The 22,890-nt window shown below is 34.1% G+C and carries 21 protein-coding genes; 17 read left to right on the forward strand and 4 right to left on the reverse strand.

Features of this window, described 5'->3' with window-relative positions:
• Positions 1–277 precede the first annotated feature (277 nt).
• The gene (gene gorA / locus ACGH6P_RS00785; protein WP_411596488.1) at positions 278–1,630 is read left to right on the forward strand and encodes a glutathione-disulfide reductase; all 1,353 of its coding nucleotides are present in this window, start codon (positions 278–280) and stop codon (positions 1,628–1,630) included.
• Positions 1,631–1,698: 68 nt separating this feature from the next.
• Here the strand turns inward: gorA and ACGH6P_RS00790 are convergent, their stop codons facing one another.
• Positions 1,699–3,051 (reverse strand): MFS transporter, encoded by a 1,353-nt coding sequence (locus ACGH6P_RS00790; RefSeq protein ID WP_267352304.1) that lies wholly within the window; start codon positions 3,049–3,051, stop codon positions 1,699–1,701.
• Positions 3,052–3,285: 234 nt separating this feature from the next.
• Here ACGH6P_RS00790 and ACGH6P_RS00795 point away from each other — a divergent pair, with 234 nt between their 5' ends.
• The 14 genes from ACGH6P_RS00795 to ACGH6P_RS00860 all read left to right on the forward strand — a co-directional run bounded on the left by ACGH6P_RS00795 (position 3,286) and on the right by ACGH6P_RS00860 (position 18,180).
• Entirely contained in the window at positions 3,286–3,849 is a 564-nt protein-coding gene (locus ACGH6P_RS00795) for a DNA-3-methyladenine glycosylase I (RefSeq protein ID WP_411589896.1), read from the forward strand.
• 12 nt (positions 3,850–3,861) lie between these two features.
• Positions 3,862–4,449, forward strand: coding sequence for a YdcF family protein (locus ACGH6P_RS00800; protein ID WP_267352302.1), 588 nt, complete (start codon positions 3,862–3,864; stop codon positions 4,447–4,449).
• A 124-nt stretch (positions 4,450–4,573) separates the two neighbouring features.
• On the forward strand, positions 4,574–5,935 hold the full coding sequence (gene mnmE, locus ACGH6P_RS00805) for a tRNA uridine-5-carboxymethylaminomethyl(34) synthesis GTPase MnmE (protein WP_267352301.1): 1,362 nt from the start codon (positions 4,574–4,576) through the stop codon (positions 5,933–5,935).
• A 448-nt stretch (positions 5,936–6,383) separates the two neighbouring features.
• Positions 6,384–10,697 carry a toxin VasX gene (locus tag ACGH6P_RS00810; protein WP_411596489.1) on the forward strand — a complete coding sequence of 1,438 codons (4,314 nt, stop codon included), beginning with the start codon at positions 6,384–6,386 and terminating at the stop codon, positions 10,695–10,697.
• A 19-nt stretch (positions 10,698–10,716) separates the two neighbouring features.
• Positions 10,717–11,406, forward strand: a complete 690-nt coding sequence (locus ACGH6P_RS00815; protein WP_411596490.1) for a hypothetical protein — start codon at positions 10,717–10,719, stop codon at positions 11,404–11,406.
• A gap of 9 nt (positions 11,407–11,415) precedes the next feature.
• Positions 11,416–12,108 carry a hypothetical protein gene (locus ACGH6P_RS00820; protein ID WP_411596491.1) on the forward strand — a complete coding sequence of 231 codons (693 nt, stop codon included), beginning with the start codon at positions 11,416–11,418 and terminating at the stop codon, positions 12,106–12,108.
• Positions 12,109–12,201: 93 nt separating this feature from the next.
• Positions 12,202–13,311 carry a hypothetical protein gene (locus tag ACGH6P_RS00825; RefSeq protein WP_411596492.1) on the forward strand — a complete coding sequence of 370 codons (1,110 nt, stop codon included), beginning with the start codon at positions 12,202–12,204 and terminating at the stop codon, positions 13,309–13,311.
• 19 nt (positions 13,312–13,330) lie between these two features.
• The gene (locus ACGH6P_RS00830; protein ID WP_411596493.1) at positions 13,331–14,011 is read left to right on the forward strand and encodes a hypothetical protein; all 681 of its coding nucleotides are present in this window, start codon (positions 13,331–13,333) and stop codon (positions 14,009–14,011) included.
• 9 nt (positions 14,012–14,020) lie between these two features.
• Positions 14,021–14,698, forward strand: a complete 678-nt coding sequence (locus ACGH6P_RS00835; RefSeq protein ID WP_411596494.1) for a hypothetical protein — start codon at positions 14,021–14,023, stop codon at positions 14,696–14,698.
• Between the two features lie 9 nt (positions 14,699–14,707).
• The gene (locus tag ACGH6P_RS00840; protein WP_411596495.1) at positions 14,708–15,391 is read left to right on the forward strand and encodes a hypothetical protein; all 684 of its coding nucleotides are present in this window, start codon (positions 14,708–14,710) and stop codon (positions 15,389–15,391) included.
• A 9-nt stretch (positions 15,392–15,400) separates the two neighbouring features.
• Positions 15,401–16,102, forward strand: a complete 702-nt coding sequence (locus ACGH6P_RS00845; RefSeq protein ID WP_411596496.1) for a hypothetical protein — start codon at positions 15,401–15,403, stop codon at positions 16,100–16,102.
• Positions 16,099–16,788: a hypothetical protein gene (locus ACGH6P_RS00850; protein WP_411596497.1), complete on the forward strand. Its 690-nt coding sequence runs from the start codon at positions 16,099–16,101 to the stop codon at positions 16,786–16,788. Before ACGH6P_RS00845 ends, ACGH6P_RS00850 begins: the two co-directional genes overlap by 4 nt.
• A gap of 9 nt (positions 16,789–16,797) precedes the next feature.
• A complete protein-coding gene (locus ACGH6P_RS00855; RefSeq protein ID WP_411596498.1) occupies positions 16,798–17,478 on the forward strand; it encodes a hypothetical protein in 681 nt (226 codons plus the stop codon).
• A 9-nt stretch (positions 17,479–17,487) separates the two neighbouring features.
• A complete protein-coding gene (locus ACGH6P_RS00860; protein ID WP_411596499.1) occupies positions 17,488–18,180 on the forward strand; it encodes a hypothetical protein in 693 nt (230 codons plus the stop codon).
• Positions 18,181–18,342: 162 nt separating this feature from the next.
• Here the strand turns inward: ACGH6P_RS00860 and ACGH6P_RS00865 are convergent, their stop codons facing one another.
• A complete protein-coding gene (locus ACGH6P_RS00865; RefSeq protein ID WP_267349863.1) occupies positions 18,343–18,642 on the reverse strand; it encodes a hypothetical protein in 300 nt (99 codons plus the stop codon).
• 841 nt (positions 18,643–19,483) lie between these two features.
• On the opposite strand from ACGH6P_RS00865, the gene ACGH6P_RS00870 reads away from it, so the two are divergent.
• Complete coding sequence (locus ACGH6P_RS00870; RefSeq protein ID WP_411596500.1) at positions 19,484–20,392, forward strand: DUF5655 domain-containing protein; 909 nt, start codon at positions 19,484–19,486, stop codon at positions 20,390–20,392.
• A 176-nt stretch (positions 20,393–20,568) separates the two neighbouring features.
• Here the strand turns inward: ACGH6P_RS00870 and ACGH6P_RS00875 are convergent, their stop codons facing one another.
• Positions 20,569–20,943, reverse strand: a complete 375-nt coding sequence (locus ACGH6P_RS00875; RefSeq protein ID WP_267359330.1) for a hypothetical protein — start codon at positions 20,941–20,943, stop codon at positions 20,569–20,571.
• 415 nt (positions 20,944–21,358) lie between these two features.
• Here ACGH6P_RS00875 and ACGH6P_RS00880 point away from each other — a divergent pair, with 415 nt between their 5' ends.
• A complete protein-coding gene (locus ACGH6P_RS00880; RefSeq protein WP_267359332.1) occupies positions 21,359–22,216 on the forward strand; it encodes a hypothetical protein in 858 nt (285 codons plus the stop codon).
• A 261-nt stretch (positions 22,217–22,477) separates the two neighbouring features.
• Here ACGH6P_RS00880 and ACGH6P_RS00885 read toward each other — a convergent pair whose 3' ends face one another.
• Positions 22,478–22,624, reverse strand: a complete 147-nt coding sequence (locus tag ACGH6P_RS00885; protein ID WP_411596501.1) for a hypothetical protein — start codon at positions 22,622–22,624, stop codon at positions 22,478–22,480.
• Positions 22,625–22,890: the final 266 nt, after the last annotated feature.

Below are 22,890 nucleotides of genomic sequence, written 5' to 3' on the forward strand. Positions count from 1 at the left end.
ATGCTTTAACATAGTCCCTAATTTTTGATGTTTTTATGTATTACTAAAAATCCTATCACAATAACTGGGAAACAACGCTGTTAAAAAATCATTTAAAACCAATAAATTATTATTAAAAATTAACCCATTAGAAAAATGATTTATTAAATAAAAATCTACTAATTGTAATTATTAATCGTTAATAACTATTGTTAAATTTTAAAATAAATACTTTTTTTATTTTTCACTTTATGCAAAGCTAATAGCTAATTTTAGTAATCAGCACGAAGGAAATTTAATGACTAAACATTATGATTATATTGCAATCGGTGGTGGTAGTGGTGGCATTGCATCGGTAAACCGAGCGGCTTCATATGGCAAAAAATGCGCAATCATCGAAGCAAAATCTTTAGGTGGGACTTGCGTGAACGTGGGTTGTGTGCCCAAAAAAATCATGTGGTATGGCGCTCAAATTGCTGAAGCAATCAATCATTATGGTTCTGATTATGGATTCGATACGACTATCAATCAATTTAGTTGGGATAAACTACTGGCTAGCCGAAACGCCTACATCGACCGAATACATCAATCTTATGACCGTGTACTAACTAATAATAAAGTTGATGTCATTTATGGTTATGCCAAATTTGTTGATTCTCACACTATTGACGTTAATGGCGAACAATATACCGCCGATCACATATTAATAGCCGTTGGTGGAAAACCGAGTATACCAAATATTCCTGGTGCGGAATATGGTATTACATCGGATGGTTTTTTTGCACTCAAAGCTTTACCTAAACGTGTAGCTGTCGTGGGGGCTGGGTATATTGCTTGTGAAATAGCCAGCGTATTACATTCATTAGGTTCTCAAACTCATCAATTTATACGCCAAGCGACACCATTACGCAGTTTTGATCCACTCATCATTGAAACCTTAATGGAAGTCATAGCCAGCGAAGGTCAACAACTCCACACGTTTGCGATACCAAAATCAGTGACTAAAAATAGTGATAACTCGTTAACATTACACCTTGAAAATGGAGAAAGTTATACTGTTGATTGTCTAATTTGGGCAATTGGTCGTGAACCCGCAACACAAAATATGAATTTAGCAGCGGCAGGTATTAAGGTTAACGATAATGGATTTATTGTTGTAGACAAGTACCAAAACACTAATGTTGCCGGTGTTTACTCGGTTGGCGATGATACAGGCGCAACAGCCCTAACCCCTGTTGCTGTGGCTGCAGGACGTCGTTTATCTGAACGGTTATTTAATAATAAACCTGATGAACATCTAGATTATAACAATATTCCAACTGTTGTCTTTACGCATCCTGCAATTGGTACTGTTGGATTAACAGAACCTGAAGCGATTTTGCAATATGGACAAGAAAACGTTAAAGTCTATAAATCAACATTTACCGCGATGTATACAGCTGTAACACAGCATCGCCAACCTTGTCGAATGAAATTAGTCTGTGTTGGTGATGAAGAAAAAATTATCGGTATTCATGGTATCGGTTATGGTATGGATGAAATATTACAAGGTTTTGCGGTAGCACTCAAAATGGGCGCAACCAAAAAAGATTTTGATAACACCATAGCCATTCATCCAACCGCCGCAGAAGAATTTGTCACCATGCGGTAAATGTCGATTTGTCTGGATTTAAAATAGAATAAAAAAGCAGGAAACATCCTGCTTTTTTATTGATAGAATTATTTATTATTGGGTTTATTTGACCAACCTTTTTTTGCTAACGGATAAAAACCCACCGCAACTGCAATTAACGCGACAAACGAGATATAAATACCTGCACCAAGATAACTATATTGACCCAGTAAATGGTCGGGGCTTAAAAGATAAATTGTTAAAGTGGGTGTAATGGCACTAAATAAAGCGTAGGCTAAATTATAAGAAAACGATAAACCCGAATAACGAATCGCAGGTGGAAAAGTTCTTGTACCAATGATTGGTGTCATGGCGACAGCGCCAATAAATAAACCAAATATTGCCCAAGTTAAATATAATTCAGTAAGTGAAATTGTTGGTGACAAAGTACTATAAAAATAGATACTCATCACAGCTAAACCACCCCATGTTATGATCACTGTTTTTGTTGTCCCCAGTTTGTCTTCTAACCAACCAGAAATAACACAACCGATAGTTAAGGTTAATGCTGCAATACAACCACCGATTCGCCAATCCAGATTAGCAAAATGATACATCCCACCAACAATACGACCAGGTGTTATTAAGATACCCACCATAATCGCAGTGGATAATGACCAAGTTAAAAGTGCTACAATCAAACACGCCGTTTTATGATTTTTTAAAACAGAGATGACAGGAATATTTTTTTCAATTGCCTTACGGGCAGCTAATTCTTTGAAAATAGGGGTTTCGGATAAAAACCGACGCAAATAAACCGAAATGACACCAAAAATACCACCAACAATAAAAGGGATCCGCCAAGCATAATCTAAAATATTTTGGTGGCTAAAACAAAGATCAATAATAATGGTCACAATAAAACCAAGTAAAATACCCCCAGTAATACCCGAAGTTAAGGTTCCGACACCAAAGCCATAACGTTGTTTTGGCACGTGTTCAGCAATAAAAACCCAAGCGCCCGGCATTTCACCGCCAATGGCTGCTCCTTGCAACATACGCATCACTAATAATAACAACGGTGCAAAAATTCCAATGGTTTCGTAGGTGGGTAAAATACCAATAATAAATGTGGGTAAAGCCATCATTGCCACGCTAAGTGTGAACATTTTTTTGCGACCGACTTTATCGCCAAAATGAGCCATAATGATACCGCCAACAGGGCGAACCAAGTAGCCAGCAGCAAAAATTCCCCATGCAAAAAGATCTAAAGTTAAAGGTGATAACGTATGAGGTAAAAAAAGAGGTTTGACAATCGTATCGATATACAGGGCATAGATGACAAAATCATAAAATTCTAACGTTCCCCCCAAAGAAGACAAAACTAATGTTTTTAAATCTTTACTGTTTAATGGCCTTGCAGCAGGCTGCCATTCTGCGTTAATTTCAGATTGACTCATGAAAAAACCTTAATTGTATGGTTAATATAAAATAGAAAATAAAGAAAATGACTCTTTTATAACTAAAACTTGTTATAAAAATAACATTCTGCCATAAAAAATTGTATTTAATTTCATCATAAAAAAATTTAATGAATGCGGTAAAACTGAACATTTGATTTATAATAATTAAAACATTTAATTATTTTATGTTGTACTATCAATAAACTATTTTAACTAAGGATGAATTTGGGGATGATGACTAAAACAAAAATACGCTGTGACTGGGTTTCAAACGATCCTTTATACATAAATTATCACGACAACGAATGGGGAATTGCCCAGTATGATAGTCTAAAATTATTTGAAAAAATCTGCTTAGAAGGACAACAAGCGGGATTATCTTGGATCACGGTATTGAAAAAACGTGAAGAATATCGGCGCTGTTTTTTTGATTTTAACCCTGAAAAAATTATTACATTAACCCAAAAAGATGTTGAACGTTTACTCGAAAACAAAGGACTGATTCGAAATCGATTAAAACTAAATAGTATTATAAAAAATGCACAAGCTTATCTAACAATGAAAAGTAATAATGAAGATTTTTCGACATTTATTTGGTCTTTTGTCGACGGTAAACCAATTATCAATCACTACAAAGACCTTAGTGAAGTGCCTGTCAGTACCGATATATCTGATAAACTATCAAAGGCATTAAAAAAACGAGGCTTTTCTTTTGTTGGGTCAACAATTTGTTACGCTTTTATGCAATCAATGGGATTAGTCAATGACCATTTTGAACATTGTTATAAAAAATAGGAGTTAAAAGAAATGATCGCCAAATTATTTAAGTATGGCTTAGCGTTAATATTGACTTATTTTGTTATCACTAACATCGTTATTTATCTTTATTCTAAACAAAAGCCAGCGCCAGATGCCGACACCTTAGTTGTATTAGGCGCACTTGTTGTAGGTAAGCCTGCTGTTCCTCATTACACCTTAGCCCAACGATTAGATGTTGCCTACGATTATTTACAACGTAATCCACGAACGAAAGTTGTTGTGTGTGGGGGACAAGGTAATAATGAGTCGGCGACCGAAGCAAGTGTGATGGCACAATATCTAATTAATAAAGGTATTGATCCAAAACGGGTATACCAAGAAGATAAATCGACGCGAACAGCTCAACAATTTGTGTATGCCAATCGTGTATTGCCGTTAGGCAAGACAGTTGTGGTAACTAATGATTTTCATATGCTGCGTTCGCTAATGCTGGCTAAACGTTCAGGCTTTAACGAAATATCAGGTTTATCGGCACCATTAGGGTGGGGAAATGAAGAAAAATATGTCGCATTAATCCGAGAACCCCTAGCATTGGCAAATTCTTGGTTATTCGATCATCCAAAGAAAGATGAATAATCAGCCGACTGATTCTATCACTTAAATAATCAATGAATAACGGCAAAACCCATAGTCACTACTGTTTTTGCCGTGCGTCCATGCTATTATTAGGCATTCAAATTTAAATCAGCTACAAACATATATGAAAACAGATACCATTGTTGCACAAGCAACGCCACCCGGTCGAGGTGGTGTGGGCATTTTGCGAATTTCGGGGCCACAGGCGCAAACCGTTGCGCAAGCGATACTCGGTAAAATACCAAAACCTCGCTATGCGGAGTATCTTCCTTTTTTAGCTTCTGACGGCACAACCTTAGACGAAGGAATAGCGCTATTTTTTCCTAATCCTCACTCTTTTACGGGCGAAGATGTACTAGAGTTACAAGGGCATGGTGGGCCTGTCATTTTAGATTTGCTTTTAAAACGGGTATTAGAGATTGCTAACGTCCGTATTGCAAAGCCGGGTGAATTTTCAGAGCGTGCTTTTTTGAATGATAAATTAGATTTAGCCCAAGCCGAAGCCATAGCCGATTTAATTGATGCAAGTTCTGAGCAAGCTGCAAAATCAGCGATTTCATCTTTGCAAGGCGTGTTTTCGAAAAAAATTAATGAATTGGTTGAATCATTAATTCATTTACGCATTTTTACCGAAGCCGCAATAGACTTTCCTGAAGAAGAGATCGACTTTTTATCAGATGGCAAAATAGAAGCACAACTTAATGAAGTGATTACTCGCTTAAACGAAGTTCGCCAAGAAGCAAAACAAGGCTCACTGTTACGAGAAGGGATGAAAGTGGTGATAGCTGGTCGTCCAAATGCCGGTAAATCAAGCTTACTTAATGCGTTGGCGGGTCGTGATGCGGCGATTGTTACCGATATTGCAGGCACAACGCGTGACGTATTACGTGAACATATTCATATCGATGGTATGCCCCTACATATTATTGATACTGCGGGTTTACGTGATGCCAGTGACGAAGTTGAACGCATTGGTATTGAACGAGCTTGGCAAGAAATTGAACAAGCAGATAGGGTACTATTTATGGTCGATAGCACCACCACAACCGAAACCAATCCCGAAAAGTTATGGCCAGAATTTATAGAACGGCTACCCAAAAATATGCCTGTTACAGTCATACGCAACAAAGCAGATTTAACTGGTGAAGCATTAGGTTACAATCAAGTCAATGGTTACTCACTTATCCAACTTTCTGCACGAACAGGGGAAGGGGTAACGTTACTTCGTGATCACTTAAAACAAGCCATGGGTTTTACCAGTAGTACTGAAGGCGGCTTTTTAGCACGTCGACGACACCTGCAAGCACTCGAAAAAGCGTCAGAACACCTCAACAATGGTAAGTACCAACTTACGGCTTTCCATGCTGGTGAACTTCTTGCCGAAGAACTCAGACTTGCCCAAGAAGCGCTAAGCGAAATCACTGGTGAATTCACTTCAGATGATTTATTAGGTCGTATCTTCAGTTCGTTTTGTATTGGAAAATAAGACTTAACTAGGTTACTGCATTTAAATTTAATGAATTTTCATAGTGTTACTCTTTAAAATTAACTATTGCAAAATGTTCAAAAAAAGGGTAATTTTACGTTTAGATATTGTTAACAATTTTTAAAGAATATTTAAAATATAAAATTGTATAAATTTGAAAGCAGTAACTGAAAAACTAGAAAAATTTTTAGATTATTGATTTTTTAACTAATATTAAATCAATTAAGCTTAATTTGTGAATACAAAATAAATCATAATATCTTGCCTTAAGGTCAGATATATTAATAGGTAAAAACCTGCCACATTGTAAACTTCACACTCATCGCTTCAATTTTAACAATATCTTATTCAAAATATCGCAAAATAAATATTTTTATATTTATCACACGGAAATAACTCACACCAAGTTGAGTTAAAAGGAATATTAAAAAAAATTGGAATGAATTAAATGGAAAAGCATACAACCACCAAAACCACAAAAGAAGAACAACTTCAAAAACAAAAAGAAGAGCAAGCCGCTGAACTCGAAGATCGCATTATTTATGCTGAAGCAAACAAGGATGGCAAAGATTCTCGTTCAGCTTTAGCAAATGGTGGTTGTGGCGTTTGCGAACGTCAAGGATTTCCCATTTTTCTGGTCAGAAAAGCGCCGATTAGTAAAAATTTCAACTTAGCCCAAAAAATGGGTGAAACCATTAAATTATTGGAAGACAATCGAGAGCCACCCATTGATTTAGTCACCCACAAATATGTCTATCGAACCTTACGCGTGGGTTACGTTTATATCTTAGTCAAACATAAAACGAAAGGGTGGGAGTTTTTAGGATATGAAGTGACGCCTTCAGGCGTATTTCGCCATAAAACCATTACTGACTTAAAAGAGCGAAACATTAAAGAGATCCCAGAAAGTTGTACCAAAGACGGCAATCACCATATACCCGGTTCTTTTATCAATATTGACACCTCAATATATGAAGGCGAAGCCTACATTGCTTACACTCGTCGAGCCTGGTCTCAAGGTAAAAACAGTACAATAGAAAAATACCTAAAATTAATGAATGAATCGTCGATCACAATTGAAGTACCTTCTAGAAAAAGATCTTCTTCGACAACCGGTGATTCTTCGACAAAAGAACATTTTGAGAGAGATATTCGTTTAGAAAAAGCGATTAAACGTTTTACTAAAATTAACCTGAATCAAGAAGCATACAAAGATCCAAGCAAATTAACTGACGGGGGCAAGCGAAGTTTTGAGTTTCAAAAATTCAAATCCGATAATTCATTATTAGAGCTGGCTGCTGATCCACGATTTATCATCACACATGACGGTAAAAAACGTTTGTTAAGTTCGAAAAACTTTATCACAGCCCACAAATTTAACTCATTACGAGACAGGTCAAACGCAAATAATAAAGAGTTTTTAGCGACAAGCTTTGTCTTAGATGCGCAAATTGAGAAATTAGAACAAACGCGTGAATACAAAGTCCCTGTTGTGGTTCTAGAAGATACGTTTGGTATAGCGGAAGAACTGAGCTTACAACGACAATTAAGGATTGAGCCCATAGCGCAACTGGTGATCAAATCCGAAGAGATTTATAACCAAAAAATTGATGAACATTTCAATAAAATCTTGGGATCTAAACGTGTGGATATACCAAGTCATGAAGATGACAATGATGAAAATGTCAATCAACACAAAAATACCCCAAATTCAAATAACATAATGATAAGCCAAGATTATAATTACTATTACAATGCGACTTTGGCTGCGGGAGTAAATGCAGATTATTTTAGAGAAAAAACACTGCATAAACGTAAAACGTTATCATTGATAAATGAATATCGCAATCAAATCAAAGCAATAGAATTATCAAAAGCACGAGAAGAGCTAGAGTATGACTATATATCAGAATCCAGGATAGGAATTAACAGGCAAACTAGTGTTTGGCCAAAAACAGAATACTTACTATCAAAGGGATATTTTGAAGTTCCGATGACAGCTGAAGAAAAAATTAACCATCTGAAAAAAATTAATAAAAAGGATGGTTTTTTTAAAAAAGCTGAGTATTTCGATGTCAAAGCTTTTAAACATAACAGCATAATAAATGGTCGTGCCGAACTCGATGCTTTAATGAGAACCAGCAAACATTTGGAAAAATATGAAAAGCTATTAAAACCGGGTGCTGAAACTCAATTTACCAATTTAGAAAAAAACAGATATAACGCTATAATCAGTTCGATTAATCACTTTTCGCAGGACTATTTGTATTATTTGCTATGGTTATTGGGATTTCCAATCTTGTCAAAACATACTCCGGACAAAATGAGTCAATTTAATGATTGCAAATTTTGGTTAATAGAGTGTGATACAAATTGCTCTAACAACCATGTAGGTTATCTTTCAGATTTTTTAGCAATCATTGATTTTACATGTATAGGTGGCGTGACGAACCCAATACAAATAGCATTATGGGAGAACTTAATCCTGTATGACGATGGTATTTTTTATCATCTGCTTGATGGACGAAGTAACAGTTTTTGGGAGTTAATCATAAAAAAACGCCTTAATATCATGAAACAAGAGCTGGAAGCGCACAGTGATTTATACTCGCCGATAGAAAACAAATCCGACGAACAAATAGCGCAATATCTAGGCGAAGCGGAAGAAAAAGAATTAAAGGCGAAAGCGAAGCGATTGCAGGAAACCAAAACGATATTACAAGAGCTGGAAGCGGAAACAAAGACAAACCAATTAGATAAAAAATTCTTCTGTGAAAAAGGCGAGCTTATGTTGAAGCTTTATTCGATACTCATATCACGTGTACTTTCATGGCATTCCAACTTTACAGAAAAAGACCTAGCCCTATCATCCTATCTAATTATTCAAAAACGATTATCAAGGTTGATTGCTGAAAGCGGGTTGGTGATAAATGGCGAATTGATTTTTCATTTTCAAATGAAAAATATTCCGGTGTTAGAGTTACGTGAATTTAATCAATATTTCGAACCGTTGCGATACAGTAGCACAAGTTCACCTTATCCGGCTTATTCGCAAACAGAAGAAAGTCAAAATGGGGTGGTTGATTGGAATTTTGTGATAACAGCCAACGACTATATCGATATTGGCTTAAAACTAGTCGATGTCATCAATGACCGTACCGTGCTTAGAAATGGCTCGGTATTATTTCAACGATTAGAAAACTATATACTCGATAGATTTTCAGGCATAAATTCGAATTCAATATTTCCTGCCCGAACATTAAAAAATACCGGTGTGTCAATATATAATCGGATAGCCAAACTACAAGGCGAGTCAATCTTAGACAGTATAAAAAATGCCGGTTTTGACCCGACGGCTAAAATGACGGCATTTGGCGGTAGCATAGCTTTTGTTAAATCGATTTCAGCCGGATTACAATCAGCCGCCACCTACATCAACTACAAAGAAAACTTGCAAAAACTGGAAGATGCAAACTTAAGCGAAACCCTGCGTTATGAAATTAAACGCGATTTACAGTTTGGCATATATAAAGTTGGAGCAAGTTTTGCACTGTTAGTCAACGAAGTTTTAACCTTTATCAATATGGGGTTACCTCATTTAGCCGGGTCGTTTATTGCAAACCGAGCCAATCTCAGTCTTTTAGTCAATGGTGTGTTTAAAACCTCTGCCATGGTAGCGGGTGTCGTGGGTGTATTAGGTAGTGCGATATCGATAATGGATGGTATTTTCTTAATTGCCAAAGGACAACAAAAAAGTGGAGCAACCAAAACAGCGTATTGTGTAGCAGGAGGGCTTCAGGTACTGGCTGGTGTATTAAGCTTAGCCGGCACGATAGGTGCGTGGTTACAAATAACCGCCTTTTTAGGGCCGCTAGGGGTGGGGATTTTTGTGTTAGGTTTAATTGCGGGGGTAGTATCAGTCATTTTACTCATTATCTTTGAAGATAAATCAGACAAATGGGATAAAATGCAACTTTGGTTTAACCGCTGTTTATTGGGTTTAAATGAACACCCGGATAAAGGTCTACCTTATTTACCTACGTTTGACAGTATGGCAATGGCAATTAATGACTTTATGGTTGCCATGTTTGGTGCTAATGTTGCTATTCAGTTAGAAGAAGAGAAGATTTATTATGTCAAAAAAATGCGTCAATATTTAGAAGGTGTCAACATTATTGACAAAATTAAAGACAAATATAAAGACCAATATAAAGTCATATATAAAAATAAAGATTGTCCTGACCTTGCAGGAATAAAAGCAATGGGTGTTAAAGCCAGAAGTCGCGAAATATATCTGTCGGTGGCATTGCCTCATTATGATTCTGAGGTGAGCCATTACGAAGGGGTGCTTCGCACTTATAATTATGACTATCAAGAGCCCATTACCTTGCATATAAGCAAAGGAGATTTATACCCAATTTTAACCTTTGCCGATAGCTCAGCCACGGATTTATTAATTAAACGGGAAAAACCATTAAAGCCGATAACAGAAAGAAATGAATTAGAAATTAACCAAATAGGTAAAATTGAAGCCTATGGCGACGCAATAAATAAAGAAACCAAAGAAAGTCTTGGTTATTTTAAAATTGTTTATAAAATGGGCGAGTTTTGTTATGACGGCATTGAAGAGCTTTATTTACAAATTAACTACTGGCCACAGGGCAAAACGTCGACAAATAGCAAAAATCAAACCGTCACCAATAAACCGTTGGTGTTTATTGACAGTTACAAACATCATCACTCCAAATTGGGCGGATTTTAAGAATATCAGGAGAACCACATTGAAAACATTAACTAAATTCACCTTACTGACATTAATCACCTGTTCACTGTTAGGTTGTTATAACAAAGAAAAACTAAGGGAGCATATTCAAAAAGAATATGATGAATCACGAGCCATAAATAAAGCTAAAGGCGACTTTTGTTATTTTCTTGGTTCAGTAAAACTACCGTATACGGATGAACCAGTATTAGAAAGTGATACTCAATGGGCGATTTGGAATAAAAATAGATTATTTAAAACGTTACCGTTGTTTGCAGAATTAGGGTTATTGAGCCAAACACCGGTAGAAGGTCAATCAGGCATTTATCGCTATGACTTAACCGATTTGGGGCGTGAATACTGGCATCAATTTATTGATAATAGAGGGAATAGCGGAAGGAAACCTTTTTACAATAGTTCATTTTGCTATGGCCCTAAAAAAATAGTAAAAGTAACGGATATAACAGAAAAAACGTATGAAAGTGGGTTATATCGAAAAAATCAGACAAATGTGTATGTCGATATCGATTATCAAGTATTGGACACTCCCGATTGGGCATTAAATGGGGAAGATAAACTCAATGCCTTGTATGCTCCTATAAAGGTAAAAGTACCCGGAAAAACTTATATTGATGAGATCACTTTTATCAAAGGCGATGACGGTGAATTATATCATGAACCCTTAGCCTATTTACTAATTAAACCTTAGAAGCACACAATGAAAACATTAACTAAATTCACCTTACTGACATTAATCACCTGTTCACTATTGGGTTGTTATAACAAAGAAAAACTAAGGGAGCATATTCAAAAAGAATATGATGAATCACGAGCCATAAATAAAGCTAAAGGTGACTTTTGTTATTTTCTTGGTTCAGTAAAACTACCGTATACGGATGAACCAGTATTAGAAAGTGATACTCAATGGGCGAGTTGGAATAAAGGTAAATTAGCGAAAACATTACCACTGTTTGCTGAATTAGGCTTATTAAACCAAATGCCAGTAGAAGGTCAATCAGGCATTTATCGTTATGACTTGACCGATTTGGGGCGTGAATATTGGCATCAATTTATTGATAATAGAGATAAAGACCCTATTTACAATAGTTCATTTTGCTATGGCCCTAAAAAAATAGTAAAAGTAAAAGATATAACAGAAAAAACGTATGAAAGTGGGTTATATCGAAAAAATCAGACAAATGTGTATGTAAAAATAGATTATCAAGTATTGGATACCCCTGAATGGGTATTAAATGGGCAAGATAAGATTAATAAATTATATGGTAGAAGTTCTGTATTTCTACCCAATAAAACTTACCCTGCTACGATAACCTTTATCAAAGGCGATGACGGAGAATTATATCATGAACCCTTAGCTTATTATTTGATGAAACCAAGAAGCACGGAATGAAAACATTAACTAAATTCACCTTACTGACATTAATCACCTGTTCACTGTTAGGTTGCTACAACACAAGCCAATCTCAGTCTTTTAGTCAATGGGGTGTTTAAAACCTCTGCCATGGTAGCGGGTGTCGTGGGTGTATTAGGTAGTGCGATATCGATAATGGAGGGTATTTTCTTAATTGCCAAAGGACAACAAAAAAGTGGAGCAACCAAAACAGCGTATTGTGTAGCAGGAGGGCTTCAGGTACTGGCTGGTGTATTAAGCTTAGCCGGCACGATAGGTACGTGGTTACAAATAACCGCCTTTTTAGGGCCGCTAGGGGTGGGGATTTTTGTGTTAGGTTTAATTGCGGGGATAGTATCAGTCATTTTACTCATTATCTTTGAAGATAAATCAGACAAATGGGATAAAATGCAACTTTGGTTTAACCGCTGTTTATTGGGTTTAAATGAACACCCGGATAAAGGTCTACCTTATTTACCTACGTTTGACAGTATGGCAATGGCAATTAATGACTTTATGGTTGCCATGTTTGGTGCTAATGTTGCTATTCAGTTAGAAGAAGAGAAGATTTATTATGTCAAAAAAATGCGTCAATATTTAGAAGGTGTCAACAATATTGACAAAATTAAAGACAAATATAAAGACCAATATAAAGTCATATATAAAAATAAAGATTGTCCTGACCTTGCAGGAATACAAGCAATGGGTGTTAAAGCCAGAAGTCGCGAAATATATCTGTCGGTGGCATTGCCCCATTACAAACCAAAAGTGAGCCATTACGAAGGGGTGCTTCGCGCTTATAATCATGACTATCAAGAGCCCATTACCTTGCATATAAGCAAAGGAAAACTATACCCAATTTTAACCTTTGCCGATAGCTCAGCCACGGATTTATTAATTAAACGGGAAAAACCATTAGAGCCTGTTGATAAAAAAAATAAATTAGAAATAAGCCAAATAGGTAAAGTTGAAGCTTACAGTAATGCGGTTGACGAAGAAACACAACAAGAGCTGGGTTATTTTAAAATTGTTTATAAAATGGGCGAGTTTTGTTATGACGGCATTGAAGAGCTTTATTTACAAATTAATTACTGGCCACAGGGCAAAACGTCGACAAATAGCAAAAATCAAACCGTCACCAATAAACCGTTGGTGTTTATTGACAGTTACAAACATCATCACTCCAAATTGGGCGGATTTTAAGAATATCAGGAGAACCACATTGAAAACATTAACTAAATTCACCTTACTGACATTAATCACCTGTTCACTGTTAGGTTGTTATAACAAAGAAAAACTAAGAGAGCACATTCAAAAAGAATATGAAAGGTCAATGTCGTTAACCAAAACCAAAGGCAATTTTTGTTATTATTTAGGCGCGGTTAAATTTCCGTATACCGATGAACCGGTATTAGAAAGTGATATTCAGTGGGATATTTGGAATAAAAATAGATTATTTAAAACGTTACCGTTGTTTGCAGAATTAGGCTTATTAAGCCAAACGCCAGTAGAAGGGCAATCAGGCATTTATCGCTATGACTTAACCAATTTAGGGCGTGAATATTGGTATCAATATATTAACAATAGCGATAAGGAACCTATTTACTATAGCTCTTTTTGTTATGGCCCCAAAAAAATAGTAAAAGTAACGGATATAACAGAAAAAACGTATGAAAGTGGGTTATATCGAAAAAATCAGACAAATGTGTATGTAAAAATTGATTTTCAAGTATTGGATACGCCTGATTGGGCATTAAAGGGGCAAGATAAGATTAATGAGTTATATGGTAGAAATTCCGTGTTTCTACCCAATAAAACTTATCCTGATACCATAACCTTTATCAAAGGCGATGACGGTGAGTTATATCATGAACCCATAACCCTCTTTATGATGAAACCTTAGAAGCACGCAATGAAAACATTAACTAAATTCACCTTACTGACATTAATCACCTGTTCACTATTGGGTTGTTATAACAAAGAAAAAATAAGGGAGCATATTCAAAAAGAATATGATAGGGCAAGATCAATCACTAAAACCAAAGGTGACTTTTGCTATTTTCTTGGTTCAGTAAAACTACCGTATACGGATGAACCGGTATTAGAAAGTGACAGTCAATGGGCGAGTTGGAATAAAGGTAAATTAGCGAAAACCTTACCACTGTTTGCAGAATTAGGGTTATTAAGCCAAACGCCGGTAGAAGGGCAATCAGGCATTTATCGCTATGACTTAACCGATTTGGGGCGTGAATATTGGTTTCAATCTATTGATGATAGATGGAAGAAACCTTTTTACAATAGTTCATTTTGCTATGGCCCTAAAAAAATAGTAAAAGTAAAAGATATAACAGAAAAAACGTATGAAAGTGGGTTATATCGAAAAAATCAGACAAATGTGGATGTAAAAATTGATTATCAGGTATTAGATACGCCTGATTGGGCATTAAATAATCAAGATAAGCTTAATGCCTTATATACAGTAAAAGTAAAATTGCCAGGAAAAAATTATCCAGAAACTGTTACTTTTATAAAAGGCGATGACGGTGAGTTATATCATGAAGCTTTAGCCTATTTACTAATTAAACCTTAGAAGCACACAATGAAAAAATTAACTAAATTCACCTTACTGACATTAATCACCTGTTCACTATTGGGTTGTTATAATAAAGAAAAGTTAAAAGAGAATATACAGAAAGAATATGACAGAGTACGCTCACTAAATAAATCTAAAGGCGACTTTTGCTATTTTCTTGGTTCAGTAAAACTACCGTATACGGGTGAACCGGTATTAGAAAGTGATACTCAATGGGCGAGTTGGAATAAAGGTAAATTAGCGAAAACCTTACCACTGTTTGCAGAATTAGGCTTATTAAGCCAAACACCGGTAGAAGGGCAATCAGGCATTTATCGCTATGACTTAACCGATTTGGGACGTGAATACTGGCATCAATCTATTGATGATAGATGGAAGAAACCTTTTTACAATAGTTCATTTTGCTATGGCCCTAAAAAAATAGTAAAAGTAACGGATATAACTGAAAAAACATATGAAAAAGGTCGTTTTACAGGAAGAAAAGAAACACAAGTTAATGTCGATATCGATTATCAAGTATTGGATACCCCAGATTGGGCATTAAATGGACAAGATAAGCTTAATGCCTTATATAGCGTTGAAGTAAAAGTACCCGGAAAAACTTATATTGATGAGATCACTTTTATCAAAGGCGATGACGGTGAATTATATCATCACAAATCCTTGGGTTATTTATTGATTAAACCTTAGAAGCACGGAATGAAAACATTAACTAAATTCACCTTACTGACATTAATCACCTGTTCATTATTGGGTTGTTATAACAAAGAAAAACTAAGGGAGCATATTCAAAAAGAATATGATGAATCACGAGCCACAAATAAAGCTAAAGGCGACTTTTGCTATTTTCTTGGTTCAGTAAAACTACCGTATACGGATGAACCAGTATTAGAAAGTGACAGTCAATGGACGGTTTGGAATAAAGAAGACCTGACACGAACCTTACCACTGTTTGCAGAATTAGGCTTATTAAGCCAAACACCGGTAGAAGGTCAATCGGGCATTTATCGCTATGACTTAACCGATTTGGGGCGTGAATACTGGCATCAATTTATTGATAATAGAGGGAATAGCGGAAGGAAACCTTTTTACAATAGTTCATTTTGCTATGGCCCTAAAAAAATAGTGAAAGTAAAAGATATAACAGAAAAAACGTATGAAAGTGGGTTATATCGAAAAAATCAGACAAATGTGTATGTAAAAATTGATTATCAGGTATTAGATACGCCTGATTGGGTATTAAATGGGCAAGATAAGATTAATAAATTATATGGTAGAAGTTCTGTATTTCTACCCAATAAAACTTACCCTGCTACGATAACCTTTATCAAAGGCGATGACGGAGAATTATATCATGAACCCTTAGCTTATTATTTGATGAAACCAAGAAGCACGGAATGAAAACATTAACTAAATTCACCTTACTGACATTAATCACCTGTTCACTGTTAGGTTGTTATAACAAAGAAAAACTAAAGGAGCATATTCAAAAAGAATATGATGAATCACGAGCCACAAATAAAGCTAAAGGCGACTTTTGCTATTATCTCGGTTCAGTAAAACTTCCGTATACTGATGAACCGGTATTAGAAAGTGACAGTCAATGGACGGTTTGGAATAAAGAAGACCTGACACGAACCTTACCACTGTTTGCAGAATTAGGGTTATTAAGCCAAACGCCGGTAGAAGGTCAATCAGGCATTTATCGCTATGACTTAACCGATTTGGGACGTGAATACTGGTTTCAATCTATTGATAATAGAGGGAATAGCGGAAGGAAACCTTTTTACAATAGTTCATTTTGCTATGGCCCTAAAAAAATAGTAAAAGTAACGGATATAACAGAAAAAACGTATGAAAAAGGTCGTTTTACAGGAAGAAAGGAAACACAAGTTAATGTAAAAATCGATTATCAGGTATTGGATACCCCTGATTGGGCGTTGAATAATCAAGATAAGCTTAATGCCTTATATACAGTAAAAGTCAAATTGCCAGGAAAAAATTATCCTGAAACTGTTGTCTTTATAAAAGGTGATGACGGTGAATTATATCATCAACCCTTAGCCTATTTACTAATTAAACCTTAGAAGCACACAATGAAAACATTAACTAAATTCACCTTACTGACATTAATCACCTGTTCACTGTTAGGTTGCTACAACAAAGAAAAACTAAGGGAGCTCATTCAAAAACAATATGAAAGGTCAATGTCGTTAACCAAAACCAAAGGCAATTTTTGTTATTATTTAGGCGCGGTTAAATTTCCGTATACCGATGAACCGGTATTAGAAAGTGACAGTCAATGGGCGATTTGGAATAAAGAAGACCTGACACGAACCTTACCACTGTTTGCTGAATTAGGCTTATTAAACCAAATGCCAGTAGAAGGTCAATCAGGCATTTATCGCTATGATTTAACCGATTTGGGGCGTGAATATTGGTATCAATATATTAATAATAATGGTAAGAAAACTATTTACTATAGCTCTTTTTGTTATGGCCCCAAAAAAATAGTAAAAGTAACGGATATAACAGAAAAAACGTATGAAAGTGGGTTATATCGAAAAAATCAGACAAATGTGTATGTCGATATCGATTATCAAGTATTGGATACCCCTGATTGGGCATTAAATGGGGAAGATAAACTCAATGCTTTGTATGATCCTATAAAGGTAAAAGTACCCGGAAAAACTTATATTGATGAGATCACTTTTATCAAAGGCGATGACGGTGAATTATATCATGAACCCTTAACTCATTTAATGATTAAACCTTAGAAGTATGCAATGAAAACATTAACTAAATTCACCTTACTGACATTAATCACCTGTTCACTATTGGGTTGTTATAACAAAGAAAAACTAAGGGAGCATATTCAAAAAGAATATGATGAATCACGAGCCACAAATAAAGCTAAAGGCGACTTTTGCTATTATCTCGGTTCAGTAAAACTTCCGTATACTGATGAACCGGTATTAGAAAGTGACAGTCAATGGACGGTTTGGAATAAAGAAGACCTGACACGAACCTTACCACTGTTTGCTGAATTAGGCTTATTAAGCCAAACGCCGGTTGAAGGGCAATCAGGTATTTATCGCTATGACTTAACTGATTTGGGGCGTGAATACTGGCATCAATTTATTGATAATAGAGGGAATAGCGGAAGGAAACCTTTTTACAATAGTTCATTTTGCTATGGCCCTAAAAAAATAGTAAAAGTAACGGATATAACAGAAAAAACGTATGAAAGTGGGTTATATCGAAAAAATCAGACAAATGTGTATGTCGATATCGATTTTCAAGTATTGGATACCCCTGATTGGGCATTAAATGGGCAAGATAAGATTAATGAGTTATATGGTAGAAATTCCGTACTTCTACCCAATAGAACATACCCTGATACCATAATCTTTATAAAAGGCGATGACGGTGAATTATATCATCACAAATCCTTGGGTTATTTATTGATGAAACCTTAGAAGCACGCAATGAAAATATTAACTAAATTCACCTTTTAACCAGTATTAGAAAATGTAATTCAATGGACTATTTGTTTTGGTTAATAGAGTGTGATACAAATTGCTCTAACAATCTACTAATTAAACCTTATAAGTATGCGATGTAAGAAATAGTTAGTAAATTTATTCCTTTCTTTTAGCTCGAATTTTTGAACTAGAAATTAAAATGGAACAAAATTGAATAACATCACTAACTGAGCGTAGCGAATACACAGCCCTTCCATATCGACCATCACCATTTTCATCAACAGATTCCCATGGATGTGCCTGTAAGTATCCTGTGCTATTTTCTCTAATTTCAAATGCAACAGTATGCCAACCATCTAAGTATAATTGGGTTTTTGTATTAACCTCCTTAACGTTATAATTTTGCTCTTCAGCAACCATGTTTATAATTTTTTTTAAGTCTGAATTTTTAACCATCATTATCTCCTTAATTGTATAATCTTGACATTATAATTGGTTATCGTTTATAAATAAATACTAAATTTTACAAAAAGTTAGATTTGTTTATAATTTTGTTTTAGATAAGTTGATCGATGATATTTGCGTCTTATTTTATTAACTACAATATCAGCTAATGCTGCTTCAATAGCATTAGGATCAAATTCTTCTTCCATCTTTTAATGCAGATATGGCGACCTTCTCAAAAGTATTCTATTGTTCATTCTAATGAATGACGTTGTTCAAATTTTTATAGGTTTGAGGATTATTACCTTTAGATAATAACTTTTTTTGTAATGCGTTTTATACGATCTTGAGCTAAATTTAATTCGGGAAAACTAACAAAAGCTCGTTTTTTCTGAAACGAGCCATTAACAGTTAATCTTTCAGATCTTTGTACCAGTAGGTTTAATGAGCAGAAGATAATCTTATGCCAACTTGTTAGGCATATGCTTTCTCTTGTGGTTTGACTGTTTTGATTTTAGTATCCGAGAGAAGAGGAGAGTACAATATTTAATTATACATTTGTGTAATATCAATTATATAACTAAAACGCTTGATTAATATAAAATCATAAAGATATTACCACTTTTCTTTTGTTGATTGAATATCAATAAATGATGCATTGATGAGCTGGTGAACGTTGAACTATTTCATAGTTATCTGGTTAATGAAATTAGATATAGTTTCATTTTATCGTAGTCCAATTTAGGGGGATCATTGGATTGATATTCATAATATCTTTATTTTTATAAATAATGCAAAAAAATACGGAATCGTTTATTCTATGAAAAGTGATGTAATTGATTAGGAAGTAATAATGCAAATTTTCGCAAATAAAAGCCATAAATTGACTATCTTAAAAGAAAAGCCGTTCAAACTAGAAAAAGAGATCCAGTCATTATTTGAACATAATTTAGATATTATTGGTAATTTAACCTTTGTAAAATCTGAATTCAAAATCAAAGATTACCGCATTGATACCTTGGCTTATGATACCGAAGCAAATGCATTTGTCATTATTGAATATAAACGTGAACGTAATTTTAGTGTTATCGATCAGGGTGTAACCTACTTAAATCTTATGCTGGATTATCAAGCTGATTTTATTGTCGAGTATAATGAATCTTGCCAAGCAAATTTAAAACGTCATCAAATTGATTGGTCGCAAAGTAAAATTATTTTTGTTTCCCCTGCGTTTACTGACTATCAAAAACAGTCGACTAACTTTAAAGATTTAGCCATAGAACTATGGGAAATTAAACGGTTTGATAATGACTTAATTTCGATTAACCCTATTAAACGTTCTAAATCAGCACCAAGTATTAAACAAGTGCAACATACGAAAGATTCGGCATTAGATAAAGTAACCAAAGAGTTAGTTGTATATGATGAAGACTACCATTTGAATGATAAATCAGATGACGTTCTAGAGCTTTATGAAAGCTTTAAGAATGCTATTTTAGCGTTATCGACAGATCTAGAAATTTCGCCTAAAAAATTTTATATTGCTTTTAAACAGGGTAAAAATAATATTGTCTCTATACACTTACAAAATAAATCATTAAAAATCTGGATTAATGCTAAAAAAGGCAATCTTGACGATCCTAAAAAATTAACAAAAGACGTTTCTAATGTTGGTCATTGGGCGACGGGTGATTATGAATTAACTGTGTCTGATACTAAAAATTTAGAATATATTATGAGTTTGGTAAAGCAGGTGTTGTAAGTATTTTGCTTGAATAGCAAAATACTTAATAATACGTTTAAATCTGCCAAAACTATCTTGAATAATCTTTTATTGATGACCAAAGTGAATTACTGTTTGTACGTTTCTTATCAATGCGGATATTAAACTCAGCAGATAAATTCAAGTCTGCTGAGTTTTTACATTACAAAAATAGTTTAGTGCAAGTTTATATCTTCTTGCATTAACTCACTGTATGAGTTGATATAATCAATCGCTGTTGCTTCATTTTGTTCAATCGCTATTTCTACCGCTTTTTTAGCAACCTCTAAAAGTTGTTCGGATTGTTTTTTGAGTTTAAACGATTGTAGAACTAGATCAGATATCTTTTTCTGACTATCTAATGATAATTTAGGAATAATAACCTCTTCAATTTCGGATGGTTTCCAATGCTGAATAATAGATCCACCCGCATCTCGTTCAGCTTGCAATTGAACAATTGGTGAATTCAAAACTAAAGTTAAATAATCAGGTAAGAACTCATCATCTATTATATTTAAATGCAATAATGCCCCTGAAGTAATAATTTTCATATCTTCTTCAACTTTATAAGCAATGCCGACACTACCATCTTTTGAAAGTAGTATAGAATCTTTATTAGGATAAAGAGTTATCCAATTTTGGTGCGTTAAGGTACTGGTTATGCATTCACTCTTGATGAACTAGTCAATACCAGCGATGAAAGTCTAATATGTTTTAAACCATTTGCAACAAACCTTGGGCCTAGTTTGAATATTATCTGGAAAAAAGATCAAGTTTTATCAAATGTAAGTAAGTTGTTTTTAGAAAAAGTGAAAGAAATTTGTGGATTTAATTAAAAAATACATAGCTTTAGCGCTTAATTGCTTTTAACTAAAGCGAACAATAAGTTCACTTAAAATAGAATCTTTATATTTTTTGTAGAAATAATATAATTTAGTTCAAAGTAATAATAAAAGGAATTTAATAATGACTAAAAATACTGATGTTCCTCAAGCCGTTATTCTAACACTTCCTCGTGATGATACCGTCTTAACTAACCCCGATTTAGAGGTCAGTTATCAAACAGGTTATGGAAAAAATTATTCCTTAGAATTAATAAAAAAGGGAACGGAAGAATATATTTCAATAAAGAATAAATTTACGTTATCAATGAGTAGAAATTTAGATTATGAATTTATAAAGTTTTATTCATTTTATAATGCATTTTCATATTTATTTTTTGAAAAATATCCTAAGTTTATAAACACTAATATACAACAACTAAGTTTATCTTCCGACTTTTTTAGTGATGAAACACTAAATTATGAATTAATGAGTCTTACTTTTAATATGAAAAGAATTATAGATAATATTATTCAGTATGACTGTTATATTAGAAATAACAACACTAAGATCGAATCGATAGGACAGTTATTAAAATCTCAAAGTATAAGGGAAAAAAATAAAGATAAAGAAGAAACTATTAACTTTCAAGACCAACATATAGAGCATACACTGTTTCTAAAATTACTAAATCGATTACATAATTCTCATAAACATGATTTATTTTTAACTCATAATTTACCATATGTTTCTCAGAATACAGATAGAGTGTTTGCAATTGAATCAGTAAACGCAAAAGATTTATATAATTTATACAAGACATTTTTTAATTTAGATTGTAATGGCGAGAAGGTAGTACAAAAAATAAATGATGTATTCAATGCAAGGGATTTTATTATATTAGAATATAATATTTCACTCGAACAGTTAATGATTTCTTTTTATTTTTACATTGAAAGCCTTCTTTTAAAAAGATTGAAAGAAAAGTTTCAACTAGCATAAATGACAAAATAATGGTCACACTGAGCTTATCAAACATTGAATATATTACCCCAAGGATATATATGATATCGGTCGCCATTTCTATTTAATATTTAACTATGGCAAAATAATCGACAATCATTAGTAATTCATCAATAATTATTATAATCATAAAAATTATTATGAGTGTTTTTTAATCAATCTTTTCTTTTATAAGTGTCAGTGTCGTTTATGTCGATAATCAGTGTGAAAATGACTTTATTGCTTTTCTTGCTAAGCTATTTAGACTTGTAGCTCTATGCCTTTTGCTAATAAAGACCGAAATTCATGAAGAATACTACGAGAATCGGCGAATGATATTTGAGGATAATTTTCTAATCCAAAACCAGTTCTTTCTCCAATGTTAGGACGTTGATAAAGTATAATCACTATTATGTATGCTAATTTGAGTTAGACTTCATCGGGGATTAATTTGGATAGGGGATGGATATGAAAAACAGTAATTGTTTATTTTTAAGTTAATTATGGGATTTAATGGAATACTATAGAACAAAAGCTGGCGTCAGTTGAATTTATTGAATATCACTATAATTAATAAATTTTTTTTAATTTTTAAAAATTAAAATATAACTAAACATATTACTATTTTGATTTCAACTTGAAGAACATAAAATAAGCTTAGTAAAAAATAATGA

The sequence above is a fragment of the Gilliamella sp. CG25 genome (assembly GCF_046635705.1).
GTDB classification, from domain to species: domain Bacteria; phylum Pseudomonadota; class Gammaproteobacteria; order Enterobacterales; family Orbaceae; genus Gilliamella; species Gilliamella apicola_I.

What these genes read in the sequence shown, in the direction of transcription:
- ACGH6P_RS00860 (WP_411596499.1), top strand. Translation starts at nt 17,488, where the DNA reads ATGAAAACATTAACTAAATTCACCTTACTGACATTAATCACCTGTTCA.
- ACGH6P_RS00865 (WP_267349863.1), bottom strand. Translation starts at nt 18,642, where the DNA reads ATGGTTAAAAATTCAGACTTAAAAAAAATTATAAACATGGTTGCTGAA.
- ACGH6P_RS00810 (WP_411596489.1), top strand. Translation starts at nt 6,384, where the DNA reads ATGGAAAAGCATACAACCACCAAAACCACAAAAGAAGAACAACTTCAA.
- ACGH6P_RS00880 (WP_267359332.1), top strand. Translation starts at nt 21,359, where the DNA reads ATGACTAAAAATACTGATGTTCCTCAAGCCGTTATTCTAACACTTCCT.
- gorA (WP_411596488.1), top strand. Translation starts at nt 278, where the DNA reads ATGACTAAACATTATGATTATATTGCAATCGGTGGTGGTAGTGGTGGC.
- ACGH6P_RS00855 (WP_411596498.1), top strand. Translation starts at nt 16,798, where the DNA reads ATGAAAACATTAACTAAATTCACCTTACTGACATTAATCACCTGTTCA.
- ACGH6P_RS00820 (WP_411596491.1), top strand. Translation starts at nt 11,416, where the DNA reads ATGAAAACATTAACTAAATTCACCTTACTGACATTAATCACCTGTTCA.
- ACGH6P_RS00840 (WP_411596495.1), top strand. Translation starts at nt 14,708, where the DNA reads ATGAAAAAATTAACTAAATTCACCTTACTGACATTAATCACCTGTTCA.
- ACGH6P_RS00845 (WP_411596496.1), top strand. Translation starts at nt 15,401, where the DNA reads ATGAAAACATTAACTAAATTCACCTTACTGACATTAATCACCTGTTCA.
- ACGH6P_RS00870 (WP_411596500.1), top strand. Translation starts at nt 19,484, where the DNA reads ATGCAAATTTTCGCAAATAAAAGCCATAAATTGACTATCTTAAAAGAA.
- ACGH6P_RS00800 (WP_267352302.1), top strand. Translation starts at nt 3,862, where the DNA reads ATGATCGCCAAATTATTTAAGTATGGCTTAGCGTTAATATTGACTTAT.
- ACGH6P_RS00790 (WP_267352304.1), bottom strand. Translation starts at nt 3,051, where the DNA reads ATGAGTCAATCTGAAATTAACGCAGAATGGCAGCCTGCTGCAAGGCCA.
- ACGH6P_RS00835 (WP_411596494.1), top strand. Translation starts at nt 14,021, where the DNA reads ATGAAAACATTAACTAAATTCACCTTACTGACATTAATCACCTGTTCA.
- ACGH6P_RS00875 (WP_267359330.1), bottom strand. Translation starts at nt 20,943, where the DNA reads ATGAAAATTATTACTTCAGGGGCATTATTGCATTTAAATATAATAGAT.
- mnmE (WP_267352301.1), top strand. Translation starts at nt 4,574, where the DNA reads ATGAAAACAGATACCATTGTTGCACAAGCAACGCCACCCGGTCGAGGT.
- ACGH6P_RS00795 (WP_411589896.1), top strand. Translation starts at nt 3,286, where the DNA reads ATGATGACTAAAACAAAAATACGCTGTGACTGGGTTTCAAACGATCCT.
- ACGH6P_RS00850 (WP_411596497.1), top strand. Translation starts at nt 16,099, where the DNA reads ATGAAAACATTAACTAAATTCACCTTACTGACATTAATCACCTGTTCA.